Annotated in this window: 24 protein-coding genes; 6 read left to right on the top strand and 18 right to left on the bottom strand. The window is 66.9% G+C overall.

From position 1 onward, the window contains the following. Positions 1-65: 65 nt before the first annotated feature. Positions 66-404, top strand: coding sequence for a hypothetical protein (locus EU800_RS11610; protein ID WP_129632238.1), 339 nt, complete (start codon positions 66-68; stop codon positions 402-404). Between the two features lie 43 nt (positions 405-447). Further along, positions 448-2,778 carry an aldehyde dehydrogenase family protein gene (locus EU800_RS11615; RefSeq protein WP_129632241.1) on the top strand — a complete coding sequence of 777 codons (2,331 nt, stop codon included), beginning with the start codon at positions 448-450 and terminating at the stop codon, positions 2,776-2,778. A gap of 249 nt (positions 2,779-3,027) precedes the next feature. Here EU800_RS11615 and EU800_RS11620 read toward each other — a convergent pair whose 3' ends face one another. Then, a complete protein-coding gene (locus EU800_RS11620; RefSeq protein ID WP_129632244.1) occupies positions 3,028-4,266 on the bottom strand; it encodes a urate hydroxylase PuuD in 1,239 nt (412 codons plus the stop codon). 222 nt (positions 4,267-4,488) lie between these two features. Between EU800_RS11620 and alc the strand changes: the two genes are divergently transcribed. Next, complete coding sequence (alc, locus tag EU800_RS11625) at positions 4,489-5,499, top strand: allantoicase (RefSeq protein ID WP_129632247.1); 1,011 nt, start codon at positions 4,489-4,491, stop codon at positions 5,497-5,499. A 130-nt stretch (positions 5,500-5,629) separates the two neighbouring features. Beyond that, complete coding sequence (locus EU800_RS11630) at positions 5,630-7,222, top strand: hypothetical protein (protein WP_129632250.1); 1,593 nt, start codon at positions 5,630-5,632, stop codon at positions 7,220-7,222. Between the two features lie 9 nt (positions 7,223-7,231). On the opposite strand, the gene EU800_RS11635 is transcribed toward EU800_RS11630, so the two are convergent. After that, positions 7,232-7,936 carry a phytochelatin synthase family protein gene (locus EU800_RS11635; RefSeq protein WP_129632253.1) on the bottom strand — a complete coding sequence of 235 codons (705 nt, stop codon included), beginning with the start codon at positions 7,934-7,936 and terminating at the stop codon, positions 7,232-7,234. Here EU800_RS11635 and EU800_RS27925 point away from each other — a divergent pair. Then, a complete protein-coding gene (locus EU800_RS27925; RefSeq protein WP_256369765.1) occupies positions 7,935-8,069 on the top strand; it encodes a hypothetical protein in 135 nt (44 codons plus the stop codon). The genes EU800_RS11635 and EU800_RS27925 overlap by 2 nt on opposite strands. A 39-nt stretch (positions 8,070-8,108) precedes the next feature. Here the strand turns inward: EU800_RS27925 and secY are convergent, their stop codons facing one another. The 6 genes from secY to EU800_RS11665 all read right to left on the bottom strand — a co-directional run bounded on the left by secY (position 8,109) and on the right by EU800_RS11665 (position 13,759). Further along, positions 8,109-9,464 carry a preprotein translocase subunit SecY gene (gene secY / locus EU800_RS11640; RefSeq protein ID WP_129632256.1) on the bottom strand — a complete coding sequence of 452 codons (1,356 nt, stop codon included), beginning with the start codon at positions 9,462-9,464 and terminating at the stop codon, positions 8,109-8,111. 102 nt (positions 9,465-9,566) lie between these two features. After that, complete coding sequence (gene rplO, locus EU800_RS11645) at positions 9,567-10,040, bottom strand: 50S ribosomal protein L15 (protein WP_129632259.1); 474 nt, start codon at positions 10,038-10,040, stop codon at positions 9,567-9,569. A 149-nt stretch (positions 10,041-10,189) separates the two neighbouring features. Then, a complete protein-coding gene (locus EU800_RS11650; protein ID WP_129632262.1) occupies positions 10,190-10,909 on the bottom strand; it encodes an RES family NAD+ phosphorylase in 720 nt (239 codons plus the stop codon). Next, positions 10,869-11,243, bottom strand: coding sequence for an XRE family transcriptional regulator (locus EU800_RS11655; protein ID WP_129632265.1), 375 nt, complete (start codon positions 11,241-11,243; stop codon positions 10,869-10,871). Before EU800_RS11655 ends, EU800_RS11650 begins: the two co-directional genes overlap by 41 nt. A 112-nt stretch (positions 11,244-11,355) precedes the next feature. Next, positions 11,356-11,925, bottom strand: a complete 570-nt coding sequence (locus EU800_RS11660; protein WP_129632268.1) for a hypothetical protein — start codon at positions 11,923-11,925, stop codon at positions 11,356-11,358. Continuing rightward, on the bottom strand, positions 11,912-13,759 hold the full coding sequence (locus EU800_RS11665) for a glycerophosphodiester phosphodiesterase family protein (RefSeq protein ID WP_242500526.1): 1,848 nt from the start codon (positions 13,757-13,759) through the stop codon (positions 11,912-11,914). The genes EU800_RS11660 and EU800_RS11665 overlap by 14 nt, the downstream gene beginning before the upstream one ends. Before the next feature lie 149 nt (positions 13,760-13,908). Here EU800_RS11665 and EU800_RS11670 point away from each other — a divergent pair, with 149 nt between their 5' ends. Beyond that, complete coding sequence (locus EU800_RS11670; RefSeq protein ID WP_129632271.1) at positions 13,909-14,280, top strand: hypothetical protein; 372 nt, start codon at positions 13,909-13,911, stop codon at positions 14,278-14,280. A gap of 174 nt (positions 14,281-14,454) precedes the next feature. Here EU800_RS11670 and EU800_RS11675 read toward each other — a convergent pair whose 3' ends face one another. The 10 genes from EU800_RS11675 to rplN all read right to left on the bottom strand — a co-directional run bounded on the left by EU800_RS11675 (position 14,455) and on the right by rplN (position 18,917). Continuing rightward, a complete protein-coding gene (locus EU800_RS11675) occupies positions 14,455-14,943 on the bottom strand; it encodes a histidine phosphatase family protein (RefSeq protein ID WP_129632274.1) in 489 nt (162 codons plus the stop codon). A 189-nt stretch (positions 14,944-15,132) separates the two neighbouring features. Next, the gene (rpmD, locus tag EU800_RS11680) at positions 15,133-15,321 is read right to left on the bottom strand and encodes a 50S ribosomal protein L30 (RefSeq protein ID WP_025311786.1); all 189 of its coding nucleotides are present in this window, start codon (positions 15,319-15,321) and stop codon (positions 15,133-15,135) included. 12 nt (positions 15,322-15,333) lie between these two features. Further along, positions 15,334-15,933, bottom strand: a complete 600-nt coding sequence (rpsE, locus tag EU800_RS11685) for a 30S ribosomal protein S5 (protein ID WP_129632277.1) — start codon at positions 15,931-15,933, stop codon at positions 15,334-15,336. 106 nt (positions 15,934-16,039) lie between these two features. Next, positions 16,040-16,399 (bottom strand): 50S ribosomal protein L18, encoded by a 360-nt coding sequence (rplR, locus tag EU800_RS11690; RefSeq protein WP_129632280.1) that lies wholly within the window; start codon positions 16,397-16,399, stop codon positions 16,040-16,042. An 11-nt stretch (positions 16,400-16,410) separates the two neighbouring features. Continuing rightward, positions 16,411-16,944, bottom strand: a complete 534-nt coding sequence (gene rplF, locus EU800_RS11695) for a 50S ribosomal protein L6 (RefSeq protein ID WP_129632284.1) — start codon at positions 16,942-16,944, stop codon at positions 16,411-16,413. 12 nt (positions 16,945-16,956) lie between these two features. Then, entirely contained in the window at positions 16,957-17,346 is a 390-nt protein-coding gene (rpsH, locus tag EU800_RS11700) for a 30S ribosomal protein S8 (protein WP_129632287.1), read from the bottom strand. Positions 17,347-17,358: 12 nt separating this feature from the next. Further along, entirely contained in the window at positions 17,359-17,664 is a 306-nt protein-coding gene (rpsN, locus tag EU800_RS11705) for a 30S ribosomal protein S14 (protein ID WP_129632290.1), read from the bottom strand. A gap of 16 nt (positions 17,665-17,680) precedes the next feature. Beyond that, positions 17,681-18,244, bottom strand: a complete 564-nt coding sequence (gene rplE, locus EU800_RS11710) for a 50S ribosomal protein L5 (protein ID WP_129632293.1) — start codon at positions 18,242-18,244, stop codon at positions 17,681-17,683. Continuing rightward, positions 18,244-18,549 carry a 50S ribosomal protein L24 gene (rplX, locus tag EU800_RS11715; protein WP_129632296.1) on the bottom strand — a complete coding sequence of 102 codons (306 nt, stop codon included), beginning with the start codon at positions 18,547-18,549 and terminating at the stop codon, positions 18,244-18,246. The genes rplE and rplX overlap by 1 nt, the downstream gene beginning before the upstream one ends. Next, the gene (gene rplN / locus EU800_RS11720; protein ID WP_068315491.1) at positions 18,549-18,917 is read right to left on the bottom strand and encodes a 50S ribosomal protein L14; all 369 of its coding nucleotides are present in this window, start codon (positions 18,915-18,917) and stop codon (positions 18,549-18,551) included. Before rplN ends, rplX begins: the two co-directional genes overlap by 1 nt. Positions 18,918-18,962 lie beyond the last annotated feature (45 nt).

Raw genomic sequence — 18,962 nt, forward strand, 5'->3', positions numbered from 1 at the left:
ATAAGCACACCACGGGGCCGCCTGCGCCATCCGTGGCTTCATGGAAGGACACGGTCGAGCTCGCCTTGAAACACGCCGATGTGGCCACCAAACTCGTGCAGTTCTTCGTCCTCGCAAGTGTTGCCGTCGGCGGCTGGGTCGTGGCATCCGAAGACCTTCGAGCCATGCCCGCATTCAGCTCACCGCGCCTCGTTTGGGCAATTCTCTACACCCTTATGGCCGCTCCAATCTGGCTGGCGCTTCTCGACCTTCAGCGGCGGATTAATGCCTGCTATGCGCTTGCGCGCCAAACCATGCCCGTGGTGGCCGATGACCTTGCCCGAGACTTCGACGTCCGGCTGGTCGCCTTTGGCTTTCCCCTGTTCGTCGTCACGATCGACCTCATCATCCTGTTAGCGCCATGACCGATCTCCCGAAGATCTTTCCCAGACCTGCGAGCCCTATCCAATGACCATCAGAGATATCCTCGAATCCATGGAATACGGACCTGCCCCCGAGAGCGGCGCCGAGGTCCAGTCCTGGCTGGACGGACGGGCGCGCGCCTTCGGTCATTTTATCGCCGGCACCTTCACCGCGCCCGGCGAGGGCTTCGAGAGCCGCAACCCGGCCAATGGCGCGCTCCTGGCGCGGGTGAGCCAGGCGAGCCAGGCGGATATCGATGCCGCGGTCGCCGCCGCGCGGGCGGCCCAGCCGGGCTGGGCGGCGCTCGGCGGCCACCGGCGGGCGCGTGTCCTCTACGCGCTGGCCCGCCTGCTCCAGAAGCATTCCCGCCTCTTCGCCGTGCTCGAGACGCTCGACAACGGCAAGCCGATCCGCGAGAGCCGGGACATCGACATCCCTCTCGCCGCGCGGCATTTCTATTACCACGCCGGCATGGCGCAGCTCATGGAGGAGGAGCTGCCGGACCGCGCGCCCTTGGGCGTCTGCGGCCAGATTATCCCCTGGAACTTCCCGCTCTTGATGCTGGCCTGGAAGATCGCCCCGGCGATCGCCATGGGCAACAGCGTGGTCCTGAAGCCCGCCGAATACACGCCGCTGACGGCGCTGCTCTTCGGCCAGATCTGCCAGGAGGCGGGGGTGCCCGCGGGCGTGGTCAACATCGTTACCGGCGACGGCGCGGCGGGCGAGAGGCTCGTCGCGGCGCCGGTCGACAAGATCGCCTTTACCGGCTCCACCGCCGTCGGCCGCGCCATCCGCAAGGCGACCGCCGGCTCCGGCAAGGCGCTCACGCTCGAGCTCGGCGGCAAGTCGCCCTATATCGTCTTCGAGGATGCCGATCTCGATTCCGCCGTCGAGGGGCTGGTGGACGCGATCTGGTTCAACCAGGGGCAAGTCTGCTGCGCCGGCTCCCGCCTGCTGGTGCAGGAGGGCATCGCGGACCGGTTCCACGACAAGCTCAGGGCCCGGATGGATGCGCTTCGCCTCGGCGACCCGCTCGACAAGTGCATCGACGTCGGCGCGCTCGTGGACCCGGTGCAGCTCGCCACTGTCAAGCGTTTTGTCGACGAAGGCGCCGGCGCGGGCGAGATCTACCAGCCGGACGTCGCCCTGCCCGAGGGGTGTTTCTACCCGCCGACGCTGATCACCGGCCTCGCGCCCGCCGACCGGCTGATGCAGGAGGAGATCTTCGGCCCGGTCCTCGTCTCCACAACCTTCCGCACGCCCGCCGAAGCGGTGCAGATCGCCAACGACACGCGCTACGGGCTCGCCGCAACGCTCTGGTCGGAGAATATCAACCTCGCGCTCGACGTGGCCCCGAAGCTCGCCGCCGGCGTCGTCTGGGTCAACGCCACGAACCTCTTCGATGCCGCCGCCGGTTTCGGCGGGGTGCGCGAGAGCGGCTTCGGCCGCGAGGGCGGCTGGGAAGGGCTTCTCGCCTATACCAGATCGGCGGAGGCGCCCGCCCGCGCCAGACCCCTCGCCCCCTTCGCCGCGCCCGAGGCCCCGGCGCCCGACGACCCGCTCGACCGCACCGCGAAGATGTATGTCGGCGGCAAGCAGGCCCGGCCCGATTCGGGCTATTCCCGCGCGGTCTGGTCCCCCGCCGGCGTGCTGCTCGGCCATGTCGGCTCGGGCAACCGCAAGGACATCCGCAACGCCGTGGAGGCGGCGCACAAGGCGGCCGGCTGGTCGCGGACGACCGGGCATCTGAGGGCGCAGATCCTCTTTTACATCGCCGAGAACCTTTCGGCGCGGGCGGCCGAGTTCGCCGCGCGGATCGACGCGATGACCGGCGGGTCGGGCGGCGCCGGCGAGGTCGAGGCTGCCATCGACCTGCTCTTCACCCATGCTGCCTGGGCCGACAAGCATGACGGCGCGGTCAAGCCGGTGCCGCTCCGGGGCCTCGCGGTGGCGGTCAACGAGCCGGTCGGCATCATCGGCGCGATCTGCCCGCCGGACCGGCCGCTCCTCGGCCTCGTCGCCGCGATGGCGCCGGCCGTCGCCATGGGCAACCGCGTCGTGCTGGTTCCCTCCGAGGCATTCCCGCTCGCGGCCACGGATTTCTACCAGGTGCTGGAGACCTCCGACGTTCCGGCCGGCGTGGTCAATATCGTCACCGGCGCGCAGGACGCGCTCGCGGCCGATCTCGCCACGCATCTCAATGTCGACGCGGTCTGGAACCTCTCGACCGGCGATCTCGACGCCACCATCGAGCGCGCCGCGGCGGGCAACCTGAAGCGCACATGGTGCACCGGGATCGGCGACACGCCCGCCAGCCGCGAGGCGCTCGCCGCCGCCACCGAGGTCAAGACGATCTGGGTGCCATATGGGGTCTGATCGGGCCGTGTCGGTCGATCAGATCTGACAGTGTTTGCCGTTCGAGCACGGCACCATGGCGCGGAGCAAGGCCGCAAGGCCGCCGCGCCATCGCCGGGCCGCACCCACGGCCCGGCGATACGGTGAGATCAGCGCAACGCTTCGGGCTTGTTCGGGATCCCCACTATAAATCGCTCCGACCCATCGTCGGATCGCCGCGCCGCGGCCCTTCGATGGCGCGGCTCCGCGCGTCTCTCCTGAGGTCGTCGCCTACCCGTCCAGCGCCCCGCGATACCAGCGCCGCAGCGTCGCACGATCCTCGGCTTCCATGTAATTCGCCACGCCCGGCGGCATCGCGTGTGTCACGCCGGCCTGCAGGTAGATCTCCCGCGCATGCCGGGCGACATCGCTCATCGTCACCAGCTTGACGCCCTTCGGCGGCACGCCCAGCCCCTCCCAGGAGGGCTGCGGCGCGTGGCACATCGAGCAATTGGTCATCACCACGTCATAGGCCTCCTCGAAGCCCGCCGCGTCGGCATAGCGTTGCTGATGCGGCGTCAGCACCGCCTCGTCCCAGCCCTCGTCCTCGCCATAAAGCGGCGCCATTGACAGCGCGACGATGGCGATGAACAGCAGCGCCGTCGCCCCCCAGGTCCAGAGCGGCCCCTTCTTCGGCCAGGGCGAGGCGTGCAGCGTGTTGAAGTAGTGCCGGATCGTCACCCCCATCAGGAAGACGAGGCTCGCGATCACCCAGTTCCACTCGCTGGCGAAGGCCAGCGGGTAGTGGTTCGACAGCATCAGGAACAGGACCGGCAGGGTCAGGTAGTTGTTATGCGTCGAGCGCTGCTTGGCGATCTTGCCATATTTCGCGTCCGGCACCCGCCCCGCCTTCAGATCCTCCACGACGATCTTCTGGTTCGGGATGATGACGAAGAACACGTTCGCCGACATCACCGTCGCGGTGATCGCGCCCAGATGCAGCATAGCCGCGCGCCCGGAGAAGACATGCGTGTAGCCCCAGGCCAGCACCACCAACACCAGGTAGAGAAACACCATCAGCTTGGTGTTGTCGTCGCCGAAGCGCGACTTGCAGAGCGCGTCATAGGCCAGCCAGCCGAGCGACAGCGAGGCGAAGGAAATGACGATGGCGAGCCAGATCGGGATGTCGAGAACGGCCGGATCGACCAGGAAGAGATCCGCCCCCATGTAATAGACCAGCACCAGCATGACGACGCCGCTGAGCCAGGTCGAATAGCTCTCCCACTTGAACCAGACGAGATGCTCGGGCAGCCGGTCCGGCGCCACGAGATACTTCTGGACATGGTAGAAGCCGCCGCCATGCACCTGCCATTCCTCGCCAGAGACGCCCGGCGCCAGGTCCGGCGCCTTGCGCAGGCCGAGATCGAGAGCGATGAAATAGAAGGAGGACCCGATCCAGGCGATCGCGGTGATGACATGCGTCCAGCGCGCCGCGAATTCCGCCCAGGCCCAGAAAATCGTCATGTCCATCGCGCTGTCTCCCGTTGGCTCTGACAGACGTTCCCGCAATGCTCTTTCGAAATCAAATGCAAAGGCAGAGGCCGACGCGGGCTTGCCTGACGCGGCAGGCATCGACTAGGAAATGGGCAAGCCCGTGTCCGGCCCGGACAGAAACCCGGCAGATCTCCGAACCGACCGCCCGCCAGCCGCGCCGGACCGGTGGATTTGCCGCCCTTTGCAGATAGTTGCACCATGCCCACGATCGAGTCCCTCAATCCCGACATCCCGCTCTTCGCCCGCACCGGCATCAATCTCGCCTCCGCCGGTCTCGGCGCGCGGGCCGTCTCTGCCAGCGACGAGTTCTTCGCGCCGCTGGAGCGGATGCTCGCCGACGCCGAGCCCGTCTTCTACCCCGACAGGTTCGACGACCACGGCAAGTGGATGGATGGCTGGGAGACCCGGCGGCGGCGCGGCGGCGGCCACGACCACGCGGTGATCAAGCTCGCCGCCCCGGGGCGGATCCTCGGCTTCGACGTCGACACGCGGCATTTCACCGGCAATTATGCGCCCGCCTGCCGAATTGAGGCGGCGAGCACCACCGAGATCACCGAAGAAACCCGCTGGGCCGAGATCCTGCCGCACCGCCCGCTGGGGCCAAGCGCCCAGCATTACTTCCGCTGCGAAAGCTACGAGAGCTGGACCCATCTGCGGCTCCACATCTATCCCGACGGCGGCGTGGCGCGGCTGCGTGTCTTCGGCGTGCCGGAGCTCGACGCCAGGCCGGATGGCGAGGCGATTGACCTCGCCGCCTCGCTCAACGGCGGCCGCATCCTTGCGATGTCGGACGCGCATTACGGCGACTACACGCGCCTGCTCGCGCCGGGGCGCGGTGCCAACATGGGCGACGGCTGGGAGACTCGCCGCCGTCGCGAGCCCGGTCATGACTGGATGGTGATCGCGCTCGGCGCGCGCGGGCTGATCGAGGGCGTTCGCGTCGACACCGCGCATTTCAAGGGCAACTTCCCCGATCGCTGCTCGCTCCTGGCCGCCGACATGCAGAATTTCGGTGACGGACTGACCCAGGCGCTGGTGACCGACTCGATGTTCTGGAAGACGGTGCTCCCCGAAGTGTCGCTCGGCGCCGACGCGATCCACGAGTTCCGCGCCGAACTGCACGATATCGGTCCGGTTACCCATGTGCGCTTCAACATCTTCCCCGATGGCGGCGTGAGCCGGCTCAGGATCCTCGGCCGGCCCGCCTGACCCTCCCCGCGGCCGCCGGAACACCGGCGCCGCATCTCCTCTGCCTCGGTGCTGTCACGCCGCCACCCGATTGACGCCCCACAGGCGTCCTATCGGAAGAGGCGACGGTGCTGCACGACATGAGGAGACGATGACCGCGACAGCCCCCCTGCCCAGGAACCCCGCCGCGCCGGCCTGGCCGGTCCTGCTTGCCGTCGGGCTGATCGCGATCACGATCCGCCTCACTTTCCTGTCCGGCGGCCCCGACCGGCTCGACCGTCTGTTCTTTCCCGACGACACCTACTACCTGCTGACCATCGCCCGGAACATCGCCGCGGGCGCGGGTCCGTCGATCGACGGCGTGACGCTGACCACGGGCTTCCAGCCCCTGATCGTGGCCTTTCTCGTCCCGGTCTTCCTGCTGATGGACAACCCCGAGATGGCCGCCGTCGCGCTGGCCGCGATCACCGCCCTGTTCGGCGTCCTCGCCAACGTGCTGGCCGCCTGGCTGGCGCTGGTGCTGACACAGTCGCGGCTGGCCGCCACCGGCGTCGGCCTGCTGATCGCGACTGGCCCGGTCTTCGTTGTCTCGCATCTGAACGGTCTTGAGACCTCGCTCGCCGCGGCGACCCTGCTCGCGGTGGCCCTGCTCGTCCTCCGGACACCGCCCGGAGCGGGCCTCGGCCGGTTTCTCGCCATCGGTGTCCTGAGCGGGCTCGCCATCCTCGCCCGGGTGGACAGCGCCCTCGCCCTGATCCCGATCGCCGCGTTCGGTGTGATGCGGCACGGCTGGCGTCCGCTGCTCCCGGTCGGCCTCGCCGCGGCAGCCGTGATGGCGCCCTGGGTCGCGTTCTGTCTCGCGGTCGGCGGCACGCCGATCCCGGAAAGCGGCAGCGCCGTGCGGCACATCGCGTCACTGCATGTCTTCACCCCGATCCAGACCGCATTGATGGGGCTGCTGGCCCTCGGCGCGATCTTCCCGAGCGGCCTCTTCGAGCCGTCGCTTCCCTTCGCCCTCACCGTCGCCGCGATCCTCGCCCTGCCGCTCGCCATTGCGATCGTCGAGCGCCGCATGACGGCCGTAACGGCCCTTGCGCTCTCCTGCCTGCTGCTGCTGGCCGCCTACGCGCTCTGGCTGCGCGCCTTCTGGTTCTTCGACCGCTACTTCTCGCCGATCTACACGCTCGTCCCGATCATCGCCGCCGCGCTGATCTTCGAGCGCCTGCCGCGGCGCCCGGCGCGCCGGCTGTGGGCGATGCTGACGCTCGTCCTCTGCAGCCTGAACTTCACCGCGCTTGCCCTGCACGCCGCGCGCCCGGTCATCACCTCCGCCCGCGCTTTCGCGCCGCCCATGGCCTATGCCGCCGTGGCGAGGGACCTTCTGCCCCGGCTGCCCGCCGGCACGGTGCTCGGTGCGAAGCAGAGCGGCGCGCTCACCTATTTCGCCCCCGAAACGATCCGCGTGGTCAATCTCGACGGCGTCGTCAACGGTCCCGCCGCCGCCGCGGCCCGAACGAACCGCATGTGCGGCTACATCGCGGCCCAGGGCGTGACCCATTTCGCCGATTGGGAGTTGAACGCGCGCTTTCTCAGCCGTGAAGTCGCCGCCGGGGAAAGTGTCGAGCTGGACCTGCTGGGCCTGTCGGAAGTGATCCAGGACCGGAACCGCTACGGCCTCTACGCCGTGACGCCCCGCTGCGCCACCGTCCGAACCGCGGCCACGGGCCAAAAGCACCCCGCCTGACCGGGCGCCTCAGCGCGACACGAGCAGGTAGCCGCGCGACCGGTTGTCGTTGTCCGAATCCGGCGTGTTCATCGCATCGAACAGCGCTGCCGCCTCGACCCAGATCGGCGGATACTTGTAGCGCGTGACATCGAGAATCAGGAATCGGTCGGTCTCGGCGTCATAGGCGCCGAGCGGCGATATGTGCCCGCCCCGTTCCTGGCCGATCCCGGCCCGCAGATAGTTGACCAGAACGAAGCTCTGGTCGTCCTCCAGGCTCGCGATCGCGGCCTTCCGGAAGGCGTCGAGCGAACTGTCCTCGGCATGATGCACCTCGGCGGCGACCTCATGCGCGCCGAACATGCCGGCAAGCTCGTCGAGCGTCAGGCCGGCGCGCTCGATCCGGGCGCGCGGCTTCACCGCCTCGGTCGCGTCGGTAAAAACGTTCTCCTGGTCGAACATCCCCAGCCCCAGCGTCATGTCGGAGGCCGGCCGCGGCAGCTCCAGCGCATTCAGCACCATGGCGATCGTCGCCGGACCGCAGAAGGCCGGGTGGACCTGGTTGGTGAAATGGATGGAAAGGTCGAAATAATCCGCATTGGCCTCCGAGGAGAGCAGCATCTGCCCGCCCTCGGCGCTGTTGAGCGCGATGAGGCTCTGCGGCAGGGAGAGCGTTTCGGCCGCGGCAGGCAGGGCCGCGGCAAGGAACAGGAGGCCGGGAAGAACAGGTCGCATGGGAATCCTCGCGCTGGATATCTCGGTTTCGGAAACGCCGCAGTATCCGATGACGGTAGCGGCCGGCCGGGAGTCTGGCAATGGCAGGCAGGGCGGGGCCGGCGGCCCGGAAAACGACAACGGGCGCCCGTGAAGGACGCCCGTCTGGTCGGTATGTCGTGTGCGCGACGATCTAGCGGCGCGACGGCGCCTTGCGCTGGCGCTTCTTGCCGCGCAGGTTCGATTTCTCGATCAGGCCCTCGTATTGATGCGCGAGCAGGTGCGACTGGACCTGCTGGATCGTGTCCATCGTCACCGAGACCACGATCAGCACCGAGGTGCCGCCGAAATAGAACGGGATCGAGAGCTGGTTGCGGATGATCTCCGGCAGCAGCGCCACCATCGCGAGATAGGCAGAGCCCAGAACCAGCACTCGGTTGACCACGTATTCGAGGTATTCCGACGTCTTCTTGCCCGGCCGGATACCCGGCACGAAGCCGTTCTGGTTCTTCAGGTTGTCGGCGACGTCATCCACCTTGAAGGACACGTTGAGCGTGTAGAAATAGGTGAAGAAGATGATCATCGAGGCGAAGAACAGCAGGTAGAGCGGCTGTCCGGGGCCGAAATAGGCGAGGATCGTCGACATCACCGCGCCGGTATTGCCACCCGAGAAGGTCGCGATCGTCGTCGGCAGCAGCAGCAGCGAGGAGGCGAAGATCGCCGGGATGACGCCCGCCGGGTTGACCTTGACCGGCAGGTGCGAGGAACCGCCGTCATAGACCTTCATGCCGACCTGGCGGCGCGGATACTGGATATGGATCTTGCGCAGCGCCCGCTCCATGAAGACCACGAAGGTCACCAGACCGATCATCAGCAGCAGGATGCCGATGATGAGCACCGGCGAGATCGCCCCCGACCGGCCCGAGGCGAGGAACCGCGCCAGAGCAGCGGGGATCTCGGCGACGATGCCGACGAAGATGATGAGCGAGATGCCGTTGCCGATGCCGCGGGCGGTGATCTGCTCGCCCAGCCACATCAGGAACATCGTGCCGCCGACCAGCGTGATCAGCACGGCCGCGCGGAAGAACCAGCCGGGATCATGCGCCAGACCGCCGGCCTCGAGGCTGACAGCAAGGCCATAGGCCTGGAAGGTCGCGAGGAAGACCGTGCCGTAGCGCGTATACTGGTTGATCTTCTTGCGGCCCTGTTCGCCCTCTTTCTTGAGCTGCTCGAGCTGCGGCACCATCGAGGCCAGAAGCTGGATGATGATCGAGGCCGAGATATAGGGCATGATGCCGAGGGCGAAGATCCCCATCCGGCCGAGCGCGCCGCCGGTGAACATGGTCAGGATGCCGCCCAGACCGGCCGATGCCTGCTCCATGAAGTCACGAAGCGCCTGACCGTCGATGCCGGGGACCGGGATATAGGTGCCGAGGCGGTAGACGATCAGGAGCCCGATGGTGAAGAAGATGCGCTGACGGAGCTCGGTCGCTTTGCCAAGCGCACCCCAGCTCATGTTCGCCGCCATTTGCTCTGCTGCAGATGCCATTCGCGGTCTCTCTATGTGGCTGCGCCGCCGGACCGTCTTCCGGTCGGCGGCGCTGGAAAACGTGAGGGATAAGTAAGGGCCATGACCGGCCCCCACAACCTCTTATTCGGCCGCTGCCGCTGTCGTGACGGTGAGCGAGCCGCCGGCCTTCTCGACGGCCTCGACGGCCGGCTTGGACGCGCCGGACACCTGGAGCTCGACCTTGGCCGAGAAGTCGCCCTTGGCCAGCACCCGGACGCCGTCCAGCTTGCGGCGCACGAGGCCCGAGGTCACGAGGACATCCTCGGTGATCGGCGCGCTGGCGTCGATCTTTCCGGCATCGATGAATTTCTGCAGGATGCCGAGGTTCACCACCGCCCAGGACTTGCGGTTCGGCTTGTTGAAGCCGCGCTTCGGCAGCCGCATGTAGAGCGGCATCTGGCCGCCTTCATAGCCGTTGATCGCCACGCCCGAGCGGGATTTCTGACCCTTGATACCGCGACCGGCGGTCTTGCCCTTGCCGGAGCCGGGGCCGCGCGCGATGCGTTTCTTGGACGGGGTGGAGCCCGCAGCGGGGCTGAGGTCATGCAGTTTCATGTCGCTTCTCCTTGCCGGATGCGGCCCCCAGCGACGGGAGCGGCCGAACACGGCATTTCTTGTTGGTTGAGTCGGGCCCCGGAGGACCACCGGGCGCGTCTACACCCTGCCGCGCCACGGTTCAAGCATTCTCGGGGCGAATAGCCGTTTCAGGCAGAGAATTCGAGCTGCCGGCGCGGGAACTCGCAGATCGCGCGCGCCGAGCGCGCGTCGGCATGGAGCCACCAGGACTGGCGCTCGAGCGGCGCGGGGCTGGCAAAGGCGGCGCAGGCCAGGACGGTGACGTTCCGCCGCCCCTCTGCGTCGCGCACCGAGTGCGAGAGGAGGACCTCGATCCCGGCCGTCCGCGCGGTCTCGGCCAACGCCTGGCAGGGCGCGTATTCCACCGGGTCCGTCCAGGCCGCGCGGTCGGCGTCGAGCGGTGGCGCCGTCAGGTCGGTCGCCACCGGCGTCGTGACTGCCATGCTGAAGGCGGTGTATTGCGCCGCGCCGCTCGGCGGGCGGGTATCCGGGGATTCGCGGAAGAAGAGCATCCGGTAATGCGCCATCTCGGCTGCCGCCGTCTCGACATGCTCGGCCGCATAGAGCAGCCCCGGCCCGGCCCCGGCGCGGCGGAAGCGCGAGCCTGCTGCACCATGCAACCGGTACCGAAAGGGCGTGTAGAGCAGGTAGTCGAGATGCGCGCAGTCCTCCGGGACCGGCGGCTTGGAGGCGTCGATCAGCCCTTCGAGCAGTTCCTGCTCCTCCAGCGTGTCGACGAGCTTCATGGTCGAAACCACGTGCTGCGCCTCGACCATCCGCCACGCGGTGCCGGAATAGGGCACCGCCTCAGAGCGGAGCGCGTCGGCTGTCCAGGTAGGTGACGACATCCACCAGCCCCATCGTCGTCCGGATCAGCTCCGCGGGAATGCCGCCGAGCGCCGAGTTGGCGTTTCGCATCCACTCCGCGTTCACCCGGCTGTCACCGCCGGTGATCGCGTCGAGCGAGCGGAAGAGGCGCAGCAGCAGCGTTCCGAACTCGAACTCCTTGCGCGCCTCGTGCAGGAAATACTCGCCACGGAACATCCGCGACGCGGTCGGCGCGCTGACCCCGAGCAGGGCGGCCATCTCGGCCTGGCTGAGCCCGAGCCGCCCGGCCGCGTTGCAGACCGCCTTGGTCAGCACGACTTCCCTTCGGCTCGGGAGCGTCTCTGATCTCGCCATAGCAACTTCCTTCTTCTGAAATCAATATAGCTGTTTCTTTCTTCAGAAACAAGACTGCCTGAAAGCATCGACAGGATTACCACCGGAAACCGAGGCCGCGCCCCCCTCGGGCCTAGTCGCCGACCAGCTCCCAGCATTGCGGGAAGCCGTATCCCCACCGCCAGGGCAGGCCGGTGCAGGGGCCGCCGCCGAGCCGGACGGCCTGGAACATCGCCTCCGCGATCGCGGAGTAGATCCCGCGGATCTGTTCCTGGCTCAGGCCATACTCCGCCGCCAGGATCGCATCCCGCGCATCCGTCGTGGCGCGCACGCAGGCGCGCAGCGCCCGGTCCGCGTCGAGGCGGGCGTCGTAGCTGGCCTCGGGGGCGGGGTCCGGGCCGGCCGCGTGATAGGCGCGGTCATGGGTGACACAGCAGTCCTCCCAGGGCGGAACGCCGCCATGCGCCTCGGCAAATCCCGGGTAGCGCTCGGCGGTGAAGCTCCAGAGGCTCGACATGCCGCCGCTGCATCCATCGGTCGTGAAGGGCGCCAGCGCCGTGCCCGGTGCGGCCCGGATCTCGGCCAGCCGCCCGTGCGCCGGCAGCTCCACCCTGCGCGAAAGCTGGTCGGCCCAGCCCTCCGCCGTGGCCGGCGCAGCCGCCAGCAGCAGCAGAACCGGAAGGCACAGGTCAGGGCGAGTCATCGCGATAGACCTTGTCGCTCGTCGCGAGCCCGAAGGTGCTCCCGAGGGCGAGGATCAGCCGCTCGGGCATGCTCAGCTCCGCACGTTCCGCGATCACCTCCCGCGCCAGCGCAGGCTCGTCGGTGATCAGCCCGTCGACGCCGAGGCTCAGCATGCGCGACATCGCCAGCGGGTCGTCCACCGTCCAGACATAGAGCGGCTTGCCCGCGTCCCGGCTGCGGCGCACCAGCGTGGCGCTCGCCATGCCGGCATTCACCGCGAGGAAATCTGCCTCCAGTTCCCAGAGCCGCCCGACCGAGGTCGCCGCCAACAGCCCCACGGTCCAGTCCGGGCGCAGCGCCTTCATCTTCTGCACCCCCTCGTATTTCAGGCTCATCAACGAGACCTGGTCGACCATCCCGGTTTCCTCGACCAGCGCGGCGACGCGTTCCTCGAGCGCCTCGTCATGGCCGTAATATTTCAGCTCGATCAATACGCCCGAGCCGGTGCCCTTCGCCATCTCGAGCACGTCGCGCAGGAGCGGCGTGCGCTCGCCGGCATAGTCGGGCCCGAACCAGCTGCCGATATCGATCTCGGCCAGCCTGTCGGCCGTCGCGTCCCAGGCCTTCAGGTCGACGCCCGCGAGCTTCATGAAGTCGCTGTCATGCACGACGATGATCTCGCCCTCGGCGCTCTCCTGCACATCGAGCTCGACCCAGTCCGCCTTGTCTTCGATCGCCTGCGCGAAGGCCGCCATGGTGTTTTCCGGCCGGATCCCCGCCGCGCCGCGATGCGCGATCACCTCCACCTTGTCCGGCATCCTGCGGGACAGGAGATCCGCGCCGCCGAGCAGGGCCAGCACCGCCGCCCCCGCGATCGACAGGATCAGGCCGTTCCTCAGGAGGTGACGGCTCCGCGGGGTCACGTCCATGACGCCGCCGACGCCCGGCCAGTCCGCGCGCTCCATCAGGAGATTGGCCAGCGCGCCGCTGGTCGTCGCGGTGACCAGCATGTTCGCCAGCCACCAGAGCCCGAGCAGGATCGCCAGGCCCGCGGCGAGCCTGCTGAGATCCGCCCAGAGGCTCTCCGCCATCAGGGTCGCCGCGACGCTGGCCACGCCGAGAACCACGGACATGGCAAGCACCGAGACCGCCGCCCAGCCAAGCAACGCCAGCAACAGGTCGAGCCGGCGCCCCTGCATCGCCCGGGCGCTGGCAGCGAAACTCTCGGACGGGTGCACCCCGGCAAAAAGCACCATCGGCAGCGCGACCGCCCAGCCGAGCAGCGCCCGGATCAGCACCACGGCCATGACGGCAAGGGCGATGCCGACGATCGCCACCGTGCGCAGGAACTCCGGCGGGTGCTGGGACAGGTAGTAGTTGATGTCGTAATCCCCGAGCCAATGCGCCGCCACCAGCAGCCCGAAGATCAGGAAGGGCAGGACGATGCCGAACACGCGCAGCAGCAGCCGCCAGGCGAAGCCGAGAAGCCGCCCGAACCGCGGCAGCACTTGCGCCGCGCCCTCCTCGAACCGCCGTTCGCCGCTGCGCCGCGCATGCAGCGCGATCGCCATCATGAAGGCAATGTTGAGCACCTGCGCGACCAGCACGAGGCTCGCCACGAGGAGCGCCGCGACGAACCCCACAGGAGACAGCAGGAAGAGCGCGATATCGAGATCCGACAGGGCCGGCTTGCCGGACAGCGCGAGCGCCGCGCGCAGCGCGAGCGAGATGACCGGCGCCAGCAGCGCCAGTACCACGAGCCCGACCACCAGCCGCGAGACCAGGAACGGCCAGCGCAGGCGCCAGGCCTCGTGAAAGGCATCCGCGACCGCGCGCATCGGCATGTTGATCATCTGGCTCCCCTCTGTCCTGCAAAGGTCACGCTAGCCGCGGATCGCGCAGAGGTCGATGCACAAAGGAAGTCTCGGCTGGGCGTGCGCCGAAGAGTGGGCCTCCCTCGTGCAGGTTGCGAGGCGCTATGGCATCAGGGCACACTGTCAGAATGCTGGGACTGACGCCAAGGATCATCGCGGCCGTGTTGCTGACGCAGGTCGGCACCAACGCACCGGCTTCGGTGATGCGCTGCGAACGTCCCGATGACCCAAACCACAGTTACACTGTTGCCGGTGACCACGGTGACTACACCTGGAATGACCACGGGATAGAGCGGTCATGGTCGCTGACATGCAACGGGCAGCAAGGCGGCTCAACTGCGTGTCACAGGCGGGAGCAATACGGCGAGAACGGCTTGAGTCTGATGACCTTCACGATGCTGCCTGACGGAACTCTGATCCAGGCTGGTTCTCTGGCATTGCTCGATGTCAGCTACGTCAGCGTCACGCCCGGCTTCGAGTGCACAAACCAACGCGACTGATCACGCTCTCTTGTAGCGTCTCGTTCGGAACCTGCGCGCACCGGACGTTCAGGCAGATGCCGCGCCTCGCTAGAGGAGCACGAAATCGGTCGACACTGAACTGCCCGGATGTGCCGCCGGTGAATTCTGCGTCGAGCGATCGCTCCGAGCCGATTGCAGGCATCGGCCATGACGCTATGGCATCAGCAAACGGACGTAGGCAGGGGCATCCGACGAGGGTCCCAGAACGGCAAACAGGTTGTCGAATTCGCTCTGATCGATGGTGACGTCTTCCATCACCCCAAGGCTCTCCAGAATTCCCGGGATGGTCTCGGCATGCGCGACGATCAGCACACTGTCTTCTTCGTGATCGAATTCGAGAACGTCCAGCAAACCGGCAGTGTCACCTCCGGGCAATGCGGTGACGTCAAGACCGAGAGCGTCCGCGATTATTCCTCCCGTTTCCCGGGTCCGAAGGGCATTCGACGTGATGACGGCATCGAGGCCAACATGCTGGAGCATCTCGGCCCAATTCGCTGCGCGTTGCCGCCCCTCCGGTGTCAACGCAGGATCGTCCTCCGACAATTCTTTCTCGCAATGCCGGATCAGATACACCGCGTCCTGCGCCGCCGCAGGTACACTGGTTGCCACAAGCAACCATAGACCAATACAGAATTCACGCATGGAGTGGCCCCTCTCTCGTTGGCGTGCGAACACTCTTCCCGCACAGCCCTTTGAAATCAAGAAAGGGCAGCGCCAGAGCGAATGGCGGTTTCTTAGGCAGGCTCGACCCACACGAATTGCGTCGCCCAAAAGAAACGCCCCGGACCATCGGTCCGGGGCGTTCTGATTTCCACGAAGAGGTCGCTGCGCTCAGCCGCGCTCTTCGACGATCTCCACCAGATGCGGGATCTTGTTGATCATGCCGCGGACCGAGGGCGTGTCCTCAAGCTCGCGGGTCTTGTGCATCTTGTTGAGCCCGAGGCCGATCAGCGTCTTGCGCTGGATCTCGGGGCGACGGATCGGCGAGCCGATCTGCTTGACGACGATGGTCTTGGCCATGTTTCCGTCTCCTTACGCGTCAGCTGCGGCCGGGGCGGCCTCTTCGACCGTCTGCACGCTCTCGGCGGGGCTCTCGTCCCGCTTCGGCAGGATGTCCGCAACCTTCTTGCCGCGGCGCTGCGCGACCATCCGGGGGGAGGATTCCTTCTGAAGCCCGTCGAGCGTGGCGCGGATCATGTTGTAGGGGTTCTGCGAGCCGACCGACTTGGCAACGACGTCATGAACGCCCAGCATCTCGAACACGGCGCGCATCGGGCCGCCGGCGATGATCCCGGTGCCCTGCGGGGCAGTGCGCATGACGACGCGGCCCGCGCCGTGGCGGCCCTCGACGTCGTGGTGCAGCGTCCGGCCCTCGCGCAGCGGCACGCGGACGATCTGGCGCTTGGCCTGCTCGGTGGCCTTGCGGATCGCCTCGGGGACCTCCTTGGCCTTGCCCTTGCCGAAGCCGACACGGCCCTTCTGGTCGCCAACGACCACGAGCGCGGCGAAGCCGAAGCGCTTGCCGCCCTTGACGGTCTTGCTGACGCGGTTGATCGCGACGAGGCGATCGGCGAATTCCGGGGTTTCGTCGCGGTCGCGGCGGTTGCCCCGGCGGTTGTCACGTTCTGCCATGCGGCAATTCCTCTTTCATGGGCGTGCGGCGCCCGTGCCATACTCGATCCCGGTGAGCCCGGCGGGTTCCCGGATCATCGGGGCGGCCCGGAGGCCGCCCACACTCTCAGAACTTCAGGCCGCCTTCACGGGCGGCGTCGGCGAGCGCCTTCACCTTGCCGTGGAACAGGAAGCCGCCACGGTCGAAGTAGCATTCCTCGATGCCGGCCTTCTTGGCGCGCTCGGCCAGCGCGGTGCCCACCTTGGCGGCGGCTTCCACGTTGTTCTTGCCGACCACGCCCAGATCCTTCTCGAGGCTGGAGGCCGCGGCGAGCGTCGCGCCCTTCACGTCGTCGATCACCTGGGCGCTGATGTTCTTGCCCGAGCGGTGCACGCTGAGGCGCAGCTTGCCCGGGTTCGATCTGCGAAGTTTGTTCCGGACGCGCAGGCGGCGCTTCAGGAACAGGGTCCGTTTGCTGTTTGCCATCTCTCTCGTCCTTACTTCTTCTTGCCTTCCTTGCGGAAGATGAACTCACCCTTGTAACGGATGCCCTTGCCCTTGTAGGGCTCCGGCGCGCGCCATTCGCGGATGTTGGAGGCCACCTGGCCGACCTGCTGCGGGTCGATGCCCTCGACGACGATCTCGGTCTGCTTGGGGCAGGTCACCGTGATGCCGTCCGGGATCGGGAACTCGACGTCATGGGAGAGGCCGAGGTTCAGCTTCAGAGCGTTGCCGGCCATCTGGGCGCGGTAGCCGACGCCCTGGATCTCCAGCTCCTTCTTGAAGCCCGTGGTCACGCCGGTCACGAGGTTCGCGACCATCGTGCGGGACATGCCCCACTGCTGGCGCGCACGCTTGGACTTGCCGCGCGGCTCGACCGCAATGGTATTGCCGTCGATGGTGATGGTCACATCGTCGGTGGCGGTGAAGCTCAGGGTGCCTTTCGGCCCCTTCACCTCGATGGTCTGGCCGGAGAGGGACGCGGAGACGCCCGACGGCAGCTCGACCGGTTGCTTACCAATACGAGACATAGTCAGACCTCCCTAGAATACGGTGCAGAGAACTTCGCCACCAACATTGTTGGAGCGAGCCGCTGCATCCGACATCACGCCCTTGGACGTGGAGACGATGGAGACACCCAGGCCCTGGCGGACCGAGGGGATGTCGTTGACGCTCATGTAGACGCGGCGGCCGGGCTTGGAAACGCGCTTGAGTTCGCGAATGACCGGGGTGCCGTCGAAATACTTGAGGCTGATCTCGATTTCGGGGTGCTCGGCATCGGCCACGCTTTCGTAGCCGCGGATGTAGCCCTCGTCGGCCAGAACGTCGAGCACCCAGGCGCGAAGCTTGGAGGCCGGCGTGCGGACGGTGGACTTGCCGCGCAACTGGGCGTTGCGGATGCGGGTCAGCATATCACCAAGAGGATCGTTCATGTCATCTCCTCCTTACCAGCTCGACTTGACCATGCCGGGGATCTTGCCTTCGGAGGCAAGGTCCCGGAGCGCGATCCGGCTCATCTTCAGCTTACGATAGTAAGCCTTCGGACGGCCCGAGACCTGGCAACGGTTGTGCAGGCGGGTGGCCGAGGAATTGCGCGGCAGCTTGGCCAGCTTCAGGCGAGCCTTGAAGCGCTCTTCCATCGGAAGATCCTCGTTATTCGCGATTTCTTTCAGCGCGGCACGCTTGGCAGCATATTGCTTCACCAGCGCCTCGCGCTTCTTCTCGCGCTCGATCATGCTTTTCTTAGCCATAGGTTTTCGGGTCCCCTCAGCTGTTGAACGGCATGTTGAAATGCTTCAACAGCGCCTTGGCTTCCGCATCCGTGGGAGCGGAGGTGCAGATAACGATGTCCATGCCCCAGGTCTCGTCGACCTTGTCGAAGTCGATCTCGGGGAAGACGATGTGCTCCTTGAGGCCGAGAGCATAGTTGCCGCGGCCGTCGAAGCTCTTGCCGGAAACGCCGCGGAAGTCGCGGACGCGCGGCAGGGCGATGGTGATCAGCCGGTCGAGGAACTCGTACATCCGGTCACCGCGGAGCGTCACCTTGGCGCCGAGCGGCATGCCTTCACGGACGCGGAAGGTCGCGATCGACTTCTTGGCCTTGGTCACCACGGCCTGCTGGCCGGCGATGGCGGTGAGGTCGTCGGCGGCCGTCTTGGCCTTCTTGGAGTCCTTCACGGCCTCGGTGCCCGCACCGATATTGAGCACGATCTTCTCGAGCTTCGGGATCTGCATCTCGTTCTTGTAGGAGAATTCCTCCTTCAGAGCGGCGCGGATCTTGTTCTTGTACTCGGCCTTGAGGCGCGGGGTGTAAGTGGCGGTATCGAGCATCAGATCACGTCCCCCGTGGTCTTCGCGAAGCGGACCTTCTTGCCGTCTTCCTCGCGGAAGCCGACACGGGTCGCCTTGCCGTTGGCGTCGACGATGGCGAGGTTCGACAGGTCAACCGGCATCGCCCGGGCGATGCGGCCACCTTGCGAATTCTGCGTCTGCTTGGTGTGGCGGATGGCGATGTTGATGCCGCCGACGACGGCCTTGCCGGCCTTCGGGTCGACGCGCTCGATCTCGCCGGTCTTGCCCTTGTCCTTGCCGGCAAGGACGACGACCTTGTCACCTTTGCGGAGTTTGGCAGCCATCACAGCACCTCCGGGGCGAGCGAGATGATCTTCATGAAGTTCTTGGCGCGCAGCTCGCGAACCACCGGGCCGAAGATACGGGTGCCGATCGGCTCGCCGTTGTTTCCCAGGATCACGGCCGCGTTGCGGTCGAAGCGGATGGCGGTGCCGTCTTCGCGACGGACTTCCTTGGCGGTCCGGACGACGACGGCCTTGCGCACGTCACCCTTCTTCACACGGCCGCGCGGGATTGCTTCCTTGACCGACACCACGATGATGTCGCCCACGGATGCGTATTTCCGCTTCGAGCCGCCGAGGACCTTGATGCACTGCACCCGGCGTGCGCCGGAATTGTCAGCGACATCCAGATTGGTCTGCATCTGGATCATGAGGTTTCTCCCGACCTTTGGGGGATGTTCTGGTTGTTCCCCCCA

Source organism: Tropicimonas sp. IMCC6043, assembly GCF_004146235.1.
In the GTDB taxonomy this organism is placed as follows: domain Bacteria; phylum Pseudomonadota; class Alphaproteobacteria; order Rhodobacterales; family Rhodobacteraceae; genus Tropicimonas.

Coding starts and splice junctions, on each gene's coding strand:
- rplE (WP_129632293.1), bottom strand. CDS start 18,244: ATGCTCGATACCGCCACTTACACCCCGCGCCTCAAGGCCGAGTACAAG.
- rpsH (WP_129632287.1), bottom strand. CDS start 17,346: ATGAACGATCCTCTTGGTGATATGCTGACCCGCATCCGCAACGCCCAG.
- EU800_RS11630 (WP_129632250.1), top strand. CDS start 5,630: ATGACCGCGACAGCCCCCCTGCCCAGGAACCCCGCCGCGCCGGCCTGG.
- EU800_RS11635 (WP_129632253.1), bottom strand. CDS start 7,936: ATGCGACCTGTTCTTCCCGGCCTCCTGTTCCTTGCCGCGGCCCTGCCT.
- rpsE (WP_129632277.1), bottom strand. CDS start 15,933: ATGGCAGAACGTGACAACCGCCGGGGCAACCGCCGCGACCGCGACGAA.
- EU800_RS27925 (WP_256369765.1), top strand. CDS start 7,935: ATGGGAATCCTCGCGCTGGATATCTCGGTTTCGGAAACGCCGCAGTAT.
- EU800_RS11655 (WP_129632265.1), bottom strand. CDS start 11,243: ATGGCGAGATCAGAGACGCTCCCGAGCCGAAGGGAAGTCGTGCTGACC.
- rplR (WP_129632280.1), bottom strand. CDS start 16,399: ATGGCAAACAGCAAACGGACCCTGTTCCTGAAGCGCCGCCTGCGCGTC.
- EU800_RS11665 (WP_242500526.1), bottom strand. CDS start 13,759: ATGATCAACATGCCGATGCGCGCGGTCGCGGATGCCTTTCACGAGGCC.
- rpsN (WP_129632290.1), bottom strand. CDS start 17,664: ATGGCTAAGAAAAGCATGATCGAGCGCGAGAAGAAGCGCGAGGCGCTG.
- alc (WP_129632247.1), top strand. CDS start 4,489: ATGCCCACGATCGAGTCCCTCAATCCCGACATCCCGCTCTTCGCCCGC.
- EU800_RS11620 (WP_129632244.1), bottom strand. CDS start 4,266: ATGGACATGACGATTTTCTGGGCCTGGGCGGAATTCGCGGCGCGCTGG.
- EU800_RS11615 (WP_129632241.1), top strand. CDS start 448: ATGACCATCAGAGATATCCTCGAATCCATGGAATACGGACCTGCCCCC.
- rplX (WP_129632296.1), bottom strand. CDS start 18,549: ATGGCTGCCAAACTCCGCAAAGGTGACAAGGTCGTCGTCCTTGCCGGC.
- secY (WP_129632256.1), bottom strand. CDS start 9,464: ATGGCATCTGCAGCAGAGCAAATGGCGGCGAACATGAGCTGGGGTGCG.
- EU800_RS11675 (WP_129632274.1), bottom strand. CDS start 14,943: ATGCGTGAATTCTGTATTGGTCTATGGTTGCTTGTGGCAACCAGTGTA.
- EU800_RS11670 (WP_129632271.1), top strand. CDS start 13,909: ATGCTGGGACTGACGCCAAGGATCATCGCGGCCGTGTTGCTGACGCAG.
- rplO (WP_129632259.1), bottom strand. CDS start 10,040: ATGAAACTGCATGACCTCAGCCCCGCTGCGGGCTCCACCCCGTCCAAG.
- rplN (WP_068315491.1), bottom strand. CDS start 18,917: ATGATCCAGATGCAGACCAATCTGGATGTCGCTGACAATTCCGGCGCA.
- EU800_RS11660 (WP_129632268.1), bottom strand. CDS start 11,925: ATGACTCGCCCTGACCTGTGCCTTCCGGTTCTGCTGCTGCTGGCGGCT.
- rpmD (WP_025311786.1), bottom strand. CDS start 15,321: ATGGCCAAGACCATCGTCGTCAAGCAGATCGGCTCGCCGATCCGTCGC.
- EU800_RS11650 (WP_129632262.1), bottom strand. CDS start 10,909: ATGTCGTCACCTACCTGGACAGCCGACGCGCTCCGCTCTGAGGCGGTG.
- rplF (WP_129632284.1), bottom strand. CDS start 16,944: ATGTCTCGTATTGGTAAGCAACCGGTCGAGCTGCCGTCGGGCGTCTCC.